Origin of the sequence: Promicromonospora sukumoe (assembly GCF_014137995.1) — a bacterium.
Taxonomy (GTDB): Bacteria; Actinomycetota; Actinomycetes; order Actinomycetales; family Cellulomonadaceae; genus Promicromonospora; species Promicromonospora sukumoe.
Genome location: NZ_JACGWV010000001.1, coordinates 1498922 through 1512370, shown reverse-complemented (window position 1 = coordinate 1512370; position 13449 = coordinate 1498922). Strand labels below are relative to the sequence as shown.

The 13449-nt window shown below is 70.4% G+C and carries 13 protein-coding genes; 9 read left to right on the top strand and 4 right to left on the bottom strand.

Annotation, left to right across the window (positions count from 1 at the left end):
• Position 1 precedes the first annotated feature (1 nt).
• The 5 genes from glgC (at position 2) to serB (ending at position 6140) form a co-directional block, all read left to right on the top strand.
• On the top strand, positions 2 to 1243 hold the full coding sequence (glgC, locus tag FHX71_RS06700) for a glucose-1-phosphate adenylyltransferase (RefSeq protein ID WP_182614979.1): 1242 nt from the start codon (positions 2 to 4) through the stop codon (positions 1241 to 1243).
• 205 nt (positions 1244 to 1448) lie between these two features.
• The gene (locus FHX71_RS06695; protein ID WP_182614978.1) at positions 1449 to 2186 is read left to right on the top strand and encodes an NUDIX hydrolase; all 738 of its coding nucleotides are present in this window, start codon (positions 1449 to 1451) and stop codon (positions 2184 to 2186) included.
• Positions 2183 to 3364, top strand: a complete 1182-nt coding sequence (locus tag FHX71_RS06690) for a 5'-methylthioadenosine/S-adenosylhomocysteine nucleosidase family protein (RefSeq protein WP_182614977.1) — start codon at positions 2183 to 2185, stop codon at positions 3362 to 3364. The genes FHX71_RS06695 and FHX71_RS06690 overlap by 4 nt, the downstream gene beginning before the upstream one ends.
• Positions 3361 to 5382 carry a hypothetical protein gene (locus FHX71_RS06685; protein ID WP_182614976.1) on the top strand — a complete coding sequence of 674 codons (2022 nt, stop codon included), beginning with the start codon at positions 3361 to 3363 and terminating at the stop codon, positions 5380 to 5382. The genes FHX71_RS06690 and FHX71_RS06685 overlap by 4 nt, the downstream gene beginning before the upstream one ends.
• Positions 5383 to 5519: 137 nt before the next feature.
• The gene (gene serB, locus FHX71_RS06680; protein ID WP_312876945.1) at positions 5520 to 6140 is read left to right on the top strand and encodes a phosphoserine phosphatase SerB; all 621 of its coding nucleotides are present in this window, start codon (positions 5520 to 5522) and stop codon (positions 6138 to 6140) included.
• Between the two features lie 102 nt (positions 6141 to 6242).
• Here serB and FHX71_RS06675 read toward each other — a convergent pair whose 3' ends face one another.
• From FHX71_RS06675 to fabG, 3 genes are all read right to left on the bottom strand, one after another.
• Positions 6243 to 6782, bottom strand: a complete 540-nt coding sequence (locus FHX71_RS06675) for a SixA phosphatase family protein (RefSeq protein ID WP_182614975.1) — start codon at positions 6780 to 6782, stop codon at positions 6243 to 6245.
• A gap of 17 nt (positions 6783 to 6799) precedes the next feature.
• Positions 6800 to 7570, bottom strand: coding sequence for an enoyl-ACP reductase FabI (gene fabI / locus FHX71_RS06670; RefSeq protein WP_182614974.1), 771 nt, complete (start codon positions 7568 to 7570; stop codon positions 6800 to 6802).
• A 160-nt stretch (positions 7571 to 7730) separates the two neighbouring features.
• Complete coding sequence (fabG, locus tag FHX71_RS06665; RefSeq protein WP_312876944.1) at positions 7731 to 8477, bottom strand: 3-oxoacyl-ACP reductase FabG; 747 nt, start codon at positions 8475 to 8477, stop codon at positions 7731 to 7733.
• A 254-nt stretch (positions 8478 to 8731) separates the two neighbouring features.
• Between fabG and FHX71_RS06660 the strand changes: the two genes are divergently transcribed.
• From FHX71_RS06660 to FHX71_RS06650, 3 genes are read left to right on the top strand one after another with little or no spacing between them, the layout of a single operon-like run.
• Complete coding sequence (locus FHX71_RS06660; protein WP_182614973.1) at positions 8732 to 9085, top strand: DUF3099 domain-containing protein; 354 nt, start codon at positions 8732 to 8734, stop codon at positions 9083 to 9085.
• The gene (locus tag FHX71_RS06655; protein ID WP_182614972.1) at positions 9086 to 9337 is read left to right on the top strand and encodes a hypothetical protein; all 252 of its coding nucleotides are present in this window, start codon (positions 9086 to 9088) and stop codon (positions 9335 to 9337) included.
• On the top strand, positions 9334 to 10275 hold the full coding sequence (locus FHX71_RS06650) for an SURF1 family cytochrome oxidase biogenesis protein (protein ID WP_312876943.1): 942 nt from the start codon (positions 9334 to 9336) through the stop codon (positions 10273 to 10275). Before FHX71_RS06655 ends, FHX71_RS06650 begins: the two co-directional genes overlap by 4 nt.
• 208 nt (positions 10276 to 10483) lie before the next feature.
• Here FHX71_RS06650 and FHX71_RS06645 read toward each other — a convergent pair whose 3' ends face one another.
• The gene (locus FHX71_RS06645) at positions 10484 to 12082 is read right to left on the bottom strand and encodes an ABC-F family ATP-binding cassette domain-containing protein (protein WP_182614971.1); all 1599 of its coding nucleotides are present in this window, start codon (positions 12080 to 12082) and stop codon (positions 10484 to 10486) included.
• Between the two features lie 127 nt (positions 12083 to 12209).
• Between FHX71_RS06645 and FHX71_RS06640 the strand changes: the two genes are divergently transcribed.
• Positions 12210 to 13445, top strand: coding sequence for an MFS transporter (locus FHX71_RS06640; protein ID WP_182614970.1), 1236 nt, complete (start codon positions 12210 to 12212; stop codon positions 13443 to 13445).
• Positions 13446 to 13449: the final 4 nt, after the last annotated feature.

Below are 13449 nucleotides of genomic sequence, written 5' to 3'. Positions count from 1 at the left end.
TATGGCCTCCGCCCCACGCGTCCTTGCGATCGTCCTCGCCGGCGGTGAGGGAAAGCGGCTGATGCCGCTGACCGCCGCCCGCGCCAAACCCGCAGTTCCCTTCGGCGGTATCTACCGCCTGGTCGACTTCGCGCTGTCGAACATCGTCAACTCGCGGTACCTGCACGTCGTCGTGCTGACGCAGTACAAGTCCCACTCCCTGGACCGCCACATCTCCAAGACGTGGCGCATGTCGCCGCTGCTGGGCAACTTCGTGGCGCCGGTGCCGGCGCAGCAGCGCGTCGGCAAGCACTGGTATCTCGGCAGCGCCGACGCGATCTACCAGTGCCTCAACATCATCGACGACGAGCGTCCGGACATCGTGGTCGTGGTCGGCGCCGACCACGTCTACCGCATGGACTTCTCGCAGATGGTGGACGCGCACATCGAGTCGGGGGCGCGCGCCACGGTCGCCGCGATCCGGCAGCCGATCGCCATGGCCGACCAGTTCGGCGTCATCGACGTGGACCCGGCCGACCCGTCGAAGATCCGGGAGTTCCTGGAGAAGCCGACCGACCCCACGGGCCTGCCGGACTCCCCCGGCGAGATCCTCGCCTCGATGGGCAACTACGTGTTCGACGCCGACGCGCTGGTCGAGGCGGTCACGAAGGACGCGGCCAACCCCGACTCGCGGCACGACATGGGCGGCGACATCATCCCGGCGTTCGTGACCCAGGGTGAGGCGGGTGTCTACGACTTCATCCGCAACGACGTGCCCGGCTCCACGGACCGGGACCGCGGCTACTGGCGCGACGTCGGGACCATCGACTCGTACTACGACGCGCACACCGACCTGATCGCGGTGCACCCGATCTTCAACCTCTACAACATGGAGTGGCCGCTGTACACGGGCTACACGGGGCTGCCGCCGGCGAAGTTCGTGCACGCGGGCCCCGGCCGCACCGGCCACGCCTCGGAGTCGATCGTCTCCCCCGGCGTGCTCGTCTCCGGCGCGCAGGCGGCGGGGTCGGTGCTGTCCCCGGGCGTGCACCTGCACTCCTGGTCGAACGTGTCCAACTCGGTGCTGATGGACGACGTCCAGGTGCACCGCTACGCGCACGTGCACCGCGCCATCGTGGACAAGAACGTGATCGTCAACGAGCGGGCCCGCATCGGCGTCGACCACGACGAGGACCGGGCGCGCGGCTTCACGGTCACGGAGTCGGGCCTCGTGGTGGTCCCGAAGGGCACCATCGTCGACTGACGCTCGCCCGTAACGGCGGCTGCCGCCGCCGCTGGCTGACGCCGTCGGCTGACGCCTCCTGAGGCGTTGAACGTAGGGGTGGTCGCACTCTGAGCCCTCAGAGTGCGACCACCCCTACGTTCGGTTCACCCATCTTTCAGCTAGCTCTTGCCGGGGCGGCCCCTCGGCCCTTATTGTCAGTTCGACATTAAGAGGGTGACAGCCAATGACCGACGACGAAGACACCTGGACGCCACCGGAGATCCTCGTGGCGGTCGACCTCGTGATCCTGACCTTGCGGGCGTCGGTCTTCCACGTGCTGCTGATCGAGCGCGGGATCGAACCGTTCAAGGGCGCCCAGGCCCTGCCGGGAGGGTTTCTCAACAACGCCGAGGAGGACATCTACGCCGCAGCCCTGCGTGAGCTCCGGGAAGAGGCGGACCTGGACGGCACCGACCTGCACATCGAGCAGCTCGGGGCCTACGGCACGCCCGGTCGCGACCCGCGCGGTCGCGTGCTGTCGATCGCCTACCTGGCGATCGCACCAGGACTGCCCGACCCCGTCGCGGGGACCGACGCGTCGGGGGCCGCCTGGGTACCGGTCGAACGAGCTCTTTCGGGCGACGTACAGCTCGCGTTCGACCACTGGAAGATCCTCGACGACGCCGTCGAACGGGCACGAAGCAAGCTGGAGCACACACCGCTGGCTACGGCGTTCTGTGGCACGACCTTCACCATCGCGGACCTCCAGGAGGTCTACGAGGCGGTGTGGGGCGTCGACCTCGACCCACGCAACTTCTACCGCAAGGTCCAGCGCGTACCGGGCTTCATCGAGTCCGCCGGCGCCGACCGACGCATGACCACCGGCCGTCCCGCCCGCCTGTTCCGCGCAGGACCTGCCGCCACACTGCACCCCCCGCTCACCCGCCCTGATCCATCGAACGATTCCGAGGAGGGTCGATGACTGACGCACGCGTGGTCGTCGTTCTGACAGCACTGGATCTCGAGTACAAGGCAGTCCGACAGCACCTGAAGGACATCGAGCAACATCGGCACGGCACCGGCACACGGTTCGAGATCGGTACCGTCGACGGCACGGACTGCAGGATCGCGGTCGGGCTCGTCGGGGTCGGCAACTCGAACTCCGCCGTGCTCGCCGAGCGGGCGATCCAACAGTTCTCGCCCGTGGCGGCGCTGTTCGTCGGCGTGGCGGGAGCGGTGTGGGACGCCACACCGCTCGGCCAGGTAGTGGTGGCCGACCGCGTGTTCGCCTACCAGGGAGGCACCAGCGAGGACGACGGCTTCAAGGCCCGCCCGAGCGAGTGGAAGACGTCGCACCACCTCAGCCAGCTCGCCCACCACCTCGAGCGTTCCGGAACCTGGGCGGCCCGGTTACCGCTGGACGCCCGCATGTCGGACGGCGGCCGTCCGAGCGTCACGTTCGGTGCCATCGCGGCCGGGGAGGTCGTCCTGAACTCTCGTGTCTCCATCGAAGCTCGTCGGCTCCACAAGCACTACAACAACGCGACGGCGATCGAGATGGAGGCTGCCGGCATTGCCCATGCCGGCCACCTCAACAGTGCCCCGGTCGCCATCATCCGCGGCATCAGCGACCGGGCCGACGGCGAGAAGTCGTCCGCGAACGACGGCACCTGGCAGCCCCGAGCCGCAGCGCACGCGGCGGCATTCGCGATCGAGCTCGCAGTCGAACTGGCCAACGAAGCGAAGGAGACGTCCATGACCCCGAACGAGCCTCGCACCACCCCGCCTGCCTCGACCAGCACTACCGTGAACAACACCACCTCGGGCAACGTGGGGATCGTGGCGGCGAACGTCACCGGCAGTTCCGTCTGGATGTCCACCACGCCGGAACGTGAGCAGGTCACCGACCCGACCAAGGCGCTGGCCGAGCTTCGCGTGCTGCTCGATCACCACCGTGCCGAAGGGGCCGTGGACGACGAAACCTACGATGCTGCGAAGAGCGGCCTCGTCAACGCTGAGACAGCACTGCGAGATCCTGACGCGAAGGGCAAGAAGAAGGCGGTCATCGCGCTCAGGCAGTTCGGCGGTCTCGTGGCCCACCTGGCGGACCTGGCGGCGAAGACCGCCGTCGTCATCACCGCAGTGAACGGGCTCGCATGAACACCCATGCGGCTCCGCCCCCGCCTCCGCCCGAACCGCACGAGATGAGAACGGACAACAGCGCGGGGCCGGGATCAGTGGTCGGCATTCAGGCGAGCGTCGTCCACAACGCGAACGTCTACCAGATCAGCGCCACCGATCCGCCGGAGAAGAAGTACCGGACGGGCGTGCGATATCTGGAGGACGGCGTCCCGCGGAAGGCCGAGGAACTTTTCAGCGAGGCCATGGCAGATGGACTGGACACGGCCGAGGTGCGCTTTCACTGGGCGCTGTCGATGTTCAGCGCGCGGTCCGATCGGGACCTCACCAAGGACGAACGAGCCCGTCTCACCACCGCTGCCGAGCGATTCGTCGCTCACGAGGACGATGAGGAGTACGGCCCGGCGCTCGGGGCAGTCCGGGAGCTGATAATTCACCGGCTCGACCCCTCGGCAGAGGGCATCGAACTGGCAGAGAAGCGGATCTTGGCGCTACCCGGGGCGCTCCGTGAAAGGTCGCTCCGGCACCTCGACAAGGTGCTCTCGGCTGCGACGAAAGACAACGTCTGGGCGAACACCAAGAAGCAAGCGCTTCTCGAGCGCCATTCCGGGAGCCGCGGCCATCGCGTCTGGGCCTACTTCGAAGCGGACCCCGCCGGGCCCCGCGCTCGTCCTGCCCAGCTTCCACACATCGCCCCAGGTGAACGTGCTCGGATCGCTGCGGGGACGCTCCTGTGCGCCCTCACCGTCGGCTATCTCGGATGGCTGACTCTCAGCAGCGCCGCTCCCGTCGCCATAGTGGCCTACGCCCTTGCGCTCGCCGCTGCCTGGGTCACCGCTCGCAACGCTTTCGAATGGCGCTATCGCGTCAAGAGGCTCAGATGGGAGGAGCAGCGGCGGCGTGCGAGCGCGGCCAATGGAGGCTCCGACGGCCGGGGGTTTGCCGCGGGCGTCACCAGGTCCTTCGAGTTCTACTTCAGCAAGTACCGACCACGTGATCACGAGAAGGACTGGTGGCTGGCCGAGACAGCTGGCCTCCGCACATACCTGCGCGACGAGATCGTCGAGATCTACCGGGAGAGCCACGTCTCGCTCGCGAATGTCGTCTGGCTGATCCGGTATCACGCCATCGACGTACAGAAGCAGTGGAGAGCCGGCACTATCGACGACCATAAAGTTCGCTTTCAGATTGCCGACAGGACCAAGATCCTTTGCGTACTGGGGCTGACGATCCTGCTGCTCACAGTCGGCTGCGTCATCCAGAACGCGCTCCAGGCTCAACCCGCCGGAGCAGCAGTCGCCACTTTCCTGGCGGTGGCCGGCGGACTGTACACCGCGAGAAAATGGCACAGAGTCGCCAGTGGGAGACGTCACTATATTGACGACCTCTACGACGAAGGTCGGCGCAGGGAGGGGCGGGAGAACGAATTCCGCCGTTGGACGCAACGGCTGAAGGACGCTCGGCCGAGCGAGGAAGAGATGGAGACGTGGCTGCGCAGCGACACCACGATCCTGATCGCCGACGCTCTTGAGCACTTCCGCATCTCATGGCGCGACGTGATCTCGTATGCCGTGCTCCGGGTTCCCACTCCCAGTGCCAGCCGAGCCCAGGAACGCAACGGCCCTTTGCGGTACAACAGCTACGCCCTGCGGCTGTTCCTGATCACCGAGGACGGCGTCCGTGAGGTCAGCAAGGTGCTGAACTTCGAGACCGGTGCGTTCAACAGCGAGGAGCGCAACACCTTCCGCTTCGACGCCGTCTCCTCGGTCAACGTCGTCAAGGGCGCTGATGGTCGGCAGAACCTACGCTTGACGCTCACCAACGGGCCGACAAGGGACATTCTCGTCACCAAGGGACAGGACCTGGAGCTCGCCGCGGACGACCTGCGGAATCCCGAACGGCCCGACACCGATGCCGACGTCGAACCGGACAACCCGTTGGACACGAGCCTGGACACCACAGGGTTCGCGCCGACCCTCCGCATCCTTGAAGGCATCGCCGCGGACGGCAAGAACTGGATCGCACGGGGCAACTACTGATGGCTGGGCACTGCCGCCGTCGAACGTAGGTGTGGTCGCACTCTGAGAGCTCAGAGTGCGACCACACCTACGTTCAACTGCCCGGCCGCCGTGGACGGATCGGCACGGCAGCGGGGCGCTCCGGCACACTGGTTCCCGTGAAGCGACTCATCGTGTCCGACGCCGACTCCACGTTCTTCCGCCAGGAGGTCATCGAGCTCATCGCCGAGCACGCGGGCACCCGCGACGAGGTGGCGGCCGTGACCGAGCGCGCGATGCGGGGCGAGCTGGACTTCGCCGGCTCGCTGCGGGAGCGCGTCGCGACCCTGGCGGGTGTGCCCGTCGAGGCGCTGGAGAAGGTGCGGGCGGCCGTGGAGCTGATGCCGGGCGCCCGGGAGCTCGTGGCCGAGTGCCACGCCCGCGGCTGGGCGTTCGGGCTGGTCTCGGGCGGGTTCGAGGAGATCGCGGTGCCGATCGCGCGGGAGCTCGGGATCGAGCTCGTGCGCGCCAACCGGCTGGAGGTCGCCGACGGCGTGCTGACCGGCCGCACCGTCGGCCCCGTCGTCGACCGGGCCGCCAAGGCCGCGACGCTCCGCGAGTGGGCCGCGCAGGCCGGGGTGCCGATGGAGCAGACTGTCGCCGTGGGCGACGGCGCGAACGACCTCGACATGATCGGCGCCGCCGGGGTGGGCGTGGCGTTCAACGCCAAGCCCCTGGTCCGCGCCCAGGCTCCCCACGTCATCGAGGACCGCCTGGACAACCTCCTGGCCCTGCTCTGACGCGCCCCACCCTGTCAGACGACGACGGACGTGTCAGACGTACAGGTCACCCGGGTGACCTGTACGTCTGACACGTCCGTCGTCGTCTGACACGCAGAGCGGTCAGGCCGGGCGCGTGACCTCCGTCAGGCGGGCCGACTTGCGGTCCCACTCGGCCCAGGCCAGGTCGGCCTCCAGCACCGAGTACGTCGCCGTCGGGACGCCGACACGCACCTGCGCGAGGGCGCCGTCCTCCGAGCCGGGGCCGGCCAGGAGCTCGGCCGTGCCCGCCATCGCGGGCTCGTGACCGATCACCAGGACGGTGCGGGCCGCGGGCTCCAGCTCACGGACCAGCGCCAGGACGCCCCGCGGCATGGCACCGAGCAGGTCGTCGGTGTAGGCCACCGGCGGCTCCCCCAGGTGCTTGCGCATGAGGTCCCAGGTCTGCCGCGTGCGCAGCGCCCCGGAGACGAGGACGGCGTCGGGCACGAGGCCGGACGCGACCAGCGCCGCCCCGACCTTCCCCGCCTGGTCCCGACCACGCAGGGCGAGCGGCCGGGACTCGTCGGGAAGTTCCGACGCCGGTTCCGCCTTCGCGTGCCGGAGCAACACCAGACGCCGTGACGGCGTCGTGGTGGGCTCCGCGCCCGACGCTCTGCCCATCAGTGCCTCCTGACCATCTATTGGCCCATGGCGTGCACGCCGCCGTCGACGTGCACGATCTCGCCTGTCGTTGCCGGGAACCAGTCGGACAGCAGGGCGGCGACGGCGCGCGCGGCCGGCTCTGCGGTGGTCTGGTCCCAGCCGAGGGGGGCTCGCGTCGGCCAGGCGTCCTCCATCGTCGCGAAGCCCGGGATGGACTTGGCGGCGGTGGTCCGGATCGGCCCTGCCGAGACGAGGTTGCAGCGGATACCTTCGGGCCCGAGGTCGCGCGCCAGGTAGCGGTTCGCGGACTCGAGACCAGCCTTGGCCACACCCATCCAGTCGTAGACGGGCCAGGCGAACTGCGCGTCGAACGTCAGGCCGACGACGGCACCGCCGTCGGTCATCAGCGGCCTGGCGGCCACCGCGATCGACTTGTACGAGAACGTGGAGACGTGCAGCGCGGTGGCGACGTCCTCCCAGGTGCCCGTGAGGAAGTTGCCGCCCATGACGGACTGCGGGGCGAACCCGATCGAGTGCACGACGCCGTCGAGCCGCTCGAAGCCCTCCGCGCGCACGGCGTCGGCCAGCGCGTCGAGGTTCTCCTGGCTGGTGGCGTCCAGCTCGACCACCGGCGCCTCGACGGGGAGACGCTTGGCGAAGGCCTGGGTCAGCTTCATCTGCCGCCCGAAGGACGAGAGCACGACCTCCGCGCCCTCCTCCTGAGCGAGCCGGGCGGCGTGGAATGCGATCGACGAGTCCGTCAGCACGCCCGTGACGAGCAGCTTCTTACCTTCGAGGAGACCCATGTTGTCCTTCCGATCAGGCGCAGGCGTGCCGGAGCAACCCCTGTGCTGGGTGCGAGCGTAATGCGAACTGCGGCGTGGGACGAAACTCCGCGCCGTTCCCGGTACCGAGAATGTTGGATATGTACGGGCGAAACCGCAGGTGGCGGCGTCAGACTACGGGTCAGTGCCCCATGCCCAGGCCACCGTCGACGGGGATGACCGCGCCCGAGACGTAGCCGGCGGCGTCGGACGCCACGAAGGAGACGACCGCGGCCACCTCGTCCGGCGTGGCGAAGCGGCCGGCCGGGATCGACTTCAGGTAGCCGTTGCGCACGTCCTCGGACAGCGCGGCCGTCATGTCCGTCTCGACATAGCCCGGCGCGACGACGTTCGCGGTGATGCCGCGCGTGCCGAGCTCACGGGTGATCGAGCGGGCCATGCCTACGAGGGCGGCCTTCGACGACGAGTAGTTGACCTGGCCGGGGCCGCCGGACATGCCGACGATCGAGCCGAGCAGCACGATGCGGCCCTTGCGGGCGCGGATCATGCCCTTGGACACCCGGCGCACGCAGCGGAACGTGCCCTTGAGGTTCACGTCGACGACGGTCTCGAACTCCTCGTCGCTCATCCGCATGAGGAGCTGGTCCTTGGTGACGCCGGCGTTGGCCACGAGCACCTCGACCGGGCCCATGTCGGCCTCGATGGCGGAGAACGCGGCGTCGACGGCCTCGGTGTCCGTGACGTCCGCCACGTAGGGCGCGACGCCCTTGGGCAGGTCCCCGCCACGGTAGATCGTGGCGACGCGGTCGCCGTCGGCGACGAAACGCTCGGCGATGGCGCGGCCGATGCCGCGTGCGGCACCCGTCACGACGACGACACGGCCGGTCGGACCTGCGGCAATGCTCTGGGTGGCGGGCGTGGTGGTCACCTGAGGCTCCTCGATGCTGGGCTTTCGCAAGGGGGCCGCGCAAGGCTGGGGGCCGCGGCCGGGACCTGGGTCGATCCGGGTCCGCTGCGACGCTACCCCGCGCGTCGGACGCGCGCCGCGCGCGGCGGGCCACAGGGATGCACCGGTCCTTGTCGGTTTCCTACAACAACCCGCCGCGTGTCCGAAACGTCCGGAGCCGTGTGAGATGCGTCGGCATCGCGTCCGACGTCGTGGAGCGCACGTAGACTGGCAGCATGAACGAGCCGGTTCCCTCCATCACCTCGGCCCAGGAGCCGTTGGCGGTGGACCAGGCGCGCCGGACACGCAGCTACCTCATCCAGATGTCCATCCGCGTGGTCTGCATCATCGGCGCCGTGCTGGTCGACGGCTGGATCCGCTGGGCGCTGGTGGCCGCCGCGGTGGTGCTGCCGTACTCGGCGGTGCTGGTCGCGAACGCCGGCCGGGACCACACGACGCACGACACCTCCCCCGTCACCCCGCAGGCCGCCCCCATGCTGGAGGAGCTGCCCGAGGAAGCGCCCCCGGCCGCACACCAGGGCGAGGACGGCCAGGGCCAGGGCCGCGTGATCAACCACGTGGACGACTGAATGGACCTCCTCGGACTCTCGGGTCCCGCACCCGACCCCGTTCCCGACGGCGAGCTGATCTGCAGCGCCAAGGGCTGCCGCGAGCAGGCCGCGTGGGGGCTGCTCTGGAACAACCCGAAGCTGCACACGCCCGAGCGGCGCAAGGTGTGGCTCGCGTGCGACGAGCACCGTGAGCACCTGGAGCAGTTCCTGGGCGCGCGGTCCTTCTGGAAGCAGACGGTGGCGGTCGCGGAACTGGACCGGGTGTCGTGACCGATACCTCGGTGCTCGCCCCGATGCCCGACGACGCCCGCGGCCCCCGCACGACCCGCCAGTGGGTGATCCTGGCGGTCGCCGCCGTCGTCCTGGCCGCGCTGTGCCTGCTCGCCGGGCGCTGGCAGTGGAACCGGTACGAGTCGCGCGAGATCGAGATCGACCGCATCGAGAACAACTGGTCCGCGCCCGCCGTGCCCGTGGACGAGGTCCTGCCGGGGCCGGGGGCAGTCGTCCCGGAGTCCGACGTCTGGCGCCCGGTCGAGCTGCGGGGCACCTACGTCACCGACGCGACGGTGCTGCTGCGCAACCGGCCCGTCGCCGGCCAGAACGGGTACCACGTGCTGGTGCCGTTCGAGGCACGCCTGCCGGACGGCCAGGAGGTCGTGGTGGTCGTGGACCGCGGCACGGTGCCGCTCGGGTCCGACGGCGCTGAGCCCGATGCGTTCCCCGCGCCGCCGTCGGGCACGGTGACCGCGGTCGTCTCCCTGCGGGCGGACGAGCCCGCGTCGTCCCGCGGCGCCCCCGCGGGGCAGGTGCAGGCGATCTCGACGGCGCAGGTGCTCGCGGCGGGGCCGTCCGGCGCGGGCTGGGCCGAGGGGCGGACCGTCGGCGCGTACGGCGCGCTGCGGTCCGAGCAGCCGGCGCCCGGGATCTCGCTCGCCACGCTGCCCAAGCCCAACACGGACCCCGGGTCGCACCTGTCGTACGCGTTCCAGTGGGGCATCTTCGCGATCGGCGCGATCGCCGGCTACGTGCTGCTGTGGCGCCGCGAGCGCGGGGCGCTGCGCGGGGAGAACGTCTCCGCGGGTGACCTGCTGCTGGCCTCCGAGGACCTGGCCGACGCCGAGGGCGTGCGCGCCCGCCGGCAGCCGCGCGACCGTCGGCCGAGCGCGGAGGACGAGGAGGACGCGCTCATCGAGGCCCAGCTCCGCTGAGCCCCGGCCGTCCGCCGGTCAAGCTTGTCGAGACCCCTCGGCACGAACAAGGTCCCCGGGAAAGCACCACGTCCCCGGGCTCTGTTGCTCTGCGTAGACATTGTCTACGCAGAGCAACACGACCCGGAGTTCTACGGTCTCCCCGAGGGGTCCAAGAGGTCTCGACAAGCTCGACCAGCGGTCGGGCCGTCAGGCTCGGTCGCCGAGATCACGCGAGGGAGACGAGCTCCTGGTAGCTGTCGTTCCAGAGGTCCTCGTCGCCGTCGGGCAGGAGCAGCACGCGCTCGGGCTCCAGGGCCTCGACGGCGCCGTCGTCGTGGGTCACCATCACGACCGCGCCCTCGTACGTCTTGAGCGCGCCGAGGATCTCAGCGCGGGAGGCGGGGTCGAGGTTGTTGGTGGGCTCGTCCAGGAGCAGCACGTTCGCGCCGGACACGACGATCGTCGCCAGCGCCAGCCGCGTCTTCTCGCCGCCGGAGAGCACGTTGGCGGGCTTCTCGGCGTCGTCACCGCTGAACAGGAACGAGCCCAGCACGGAGCGCACCTGCGTGTCGGTGAGGTCCGGGGCCGCGTGGCGCAGGTTCTCGACGACGGTCGCGTTCATGTCGAGCGTGTCGTGCTCCTGGGCGTAGTAACCGAGCTTGAGACCGTGGCCCGGGATCACCTCGCCGGTGTCCGGGGCCTCGACGCCCGCGAGGATACGCAGCAGTGTCGTCTTGCCCGCGCCGTTGAAGCCGAGGATGACGACGCGCGAGCCGCGGTCGATCGCCAGGTCCACCCCGGCGAACACCTCCTGCGACCCGTACGCCTTGGACAGCCCGGCGGCGGTCAGCGGCGTGCGCCCGCAGGGCGCCGGCGTCGGGAAGCGGAGCTTGGCCACGCGGTCCGAGGCGCGCTCGCTCTCCAGGCCGCCGAGCATCTTCTCGGCGCGCTTGATCATGTTCTGCGCGGCGGTCGCCTTGGTCGCCTTGGCGCGCATCTTCTCGGCCTGGGCGAGCAGTGTGCCCGCCTTCTTCTCGGCGTTGGCCCGCTCGCGCCGACGACGGCGCTCGTCCGTCTCGCGCTGCTCCAGGTAGGTGTCCCAGCCCATGTTGTACTGGTCCAGTTCACCCCGGTTGGCGTCCAGGTGGAACACCTTGTTCACCGTGGCGCGCAGCAGGTCGACGTCGTGGCTGATCACGATGAACCCGCCGTTGTACGCCTTGAGGTAGTCACGCAGCCAGATGATCGAGTCGGCGTCGAGGTGGTTGGTCGGCTCGTCCAGCAGCAGCGTCTCGACGCCGCTGAACAGGATGCGCGCCAGCTCGATCCGGCGGCGCTGACCGCCGGAGAGGGTGCTCAGGGGCTGGCCCAGCACGCGTTCGTCCAGGCCGAGGTTCGCCGTGATGATCTGCGCCTCGGACTCGGCGGCGTACCCGCCCGCCGCGAGGAACCGCGCCTCCAGCCGGGGGTACCGGTCCAGCGCGGCGGCCTGCGTGGCCGGGTCGGCCGACGCCATCTCGCCCTCGGCCTGGCGCATCTGCGTGATGACGTGGTCGAGGTTTCGCGCCGAGAGCACGCGGTTCATCGCGAGCACCTCGAGGTCACCCGTGCGCGGGTCCTGCGGCAGGTACCCGATGTCGGTGCCGCGCACGATCTGCCCGCCCGTCGGCTGGGTCTCCCCCGCGAGGGTCTTGGTCAGCGTGGTCTTGCCGGCACCGTTGCGGCCGACCAGGCCGATCCGGTCGCCCGAGGCGACCCGGAAGGTTGCCTCGCTCAGCAGCACGCGCGCGCCGACGCGCAGCTCGACGCCATGGGCAGTGATCACGCAGGTGTTCCTCACGGTCAGGGGGGTGGTGGCAGGGTGGATCGGCCCACGGCGGCGGGGGCCGGTCCAGTCTAGGGGGTGCGACTGCGGCATCGGGCGGGTCGCGACGAATGTCACCATGGGACCCATGCCCCCTTCACGCGCCGACGCCGCCGGCTGGCAGCCCGGAGACGTCCGCGAGGCGGCCGGCGGGCTGTTCGCACTGGCCCTCGCGACGTTCGTCGCCGTCACCACCGAGCTGGTCCCCGTGGGCCTGCTCCCGCTGATCAGCGACGACCTCGACGTCTCCGAGTCGCTCGCGGGCCTCCTGGTCACCGCGTACGCCTTCATGGTCGCGGCGCTCGCCCTGCCGCTGACGTCGGCCACGCGCCGGCTGCCGCGCAAGTCCCTGCTGCTGGGCACCCTCGTCGTCTACACGGTGAGCAACGTGATCGTCGCGCTCGCCCCCACGTTCGCCGTCGTCGCCACGGCGCGCGCGCTGGGCGGGGCGGCCCACGCGGTGTTCTTCTCGGTGAGCATCGGGTACGCGTCACGCCTGGTACGCCCGCACCTCGCCGGCCGCGCGCTCGCGCTGGTCACGCTGGGCGCCTCGGCCGGGTTCATCCTTGGCGTCCCGCTGTCGACGTCGCTGGGCACCGCCGTCGGCTGGCGCACCACGTTCGTCGTCCTGACGGTCGTGTGCGCCGTCGCGTGCGGGCTCACGGCGTGGCTGCTGCCGTCCGTCCCGGGCGGCGGCACTCCCCCGGCCGACGCCGCCCGCGGCGCCCGCCGCACCGCGCTCGCCCAGGTCAGCACGGCCAACGCCCTGGCCTACCTGGGCCACTTCACGGTCTACACCTACATCTCCGTGCTGCTCCTGGCCGCCGGGCTCGCCACCGCCGCGCTCGGGCCGGCCCTGCTGCTGATCGGCGCGCTCGGGCTGGTCGGTGCCGCGTTCGCCGCCGCGCGGCTCGACGTGCGGCTCCGGCAGACCACCGTGATCACCCTGTCCGTGGTCGCGGCCGGGGTGCTCGCCCTCGGCGTCGCGTTCCCCGGGACCGTGGGCACGCTCGCCGCGGCGGCCGTCTGGAGCATCGGCTTCGGTGCCGTGGCGGCCGTCTTCCAGACGGCGGCGATCCGGACGCGCGGAGCCTCGCCCGACGTCGTCGGGGCGCTGGTCAACGCGACGGCGAACATCGGTATCGGCGGCGGCGCGGCGCTCGGGGCGCTCGTGCTCGACGGCGCGGGCATCGACGTCCTGCCGTACACCGGGGCGGTGCTCGTGGTGGCCGCGCTGGTGGTGGTGCTGGTGACGCGCCGGGCGTTCCCGGGCGGCAGGGCCGACGCCGCTCCGGGCACCGCGGGCGACGCCGCAGGTGAGTGATCAC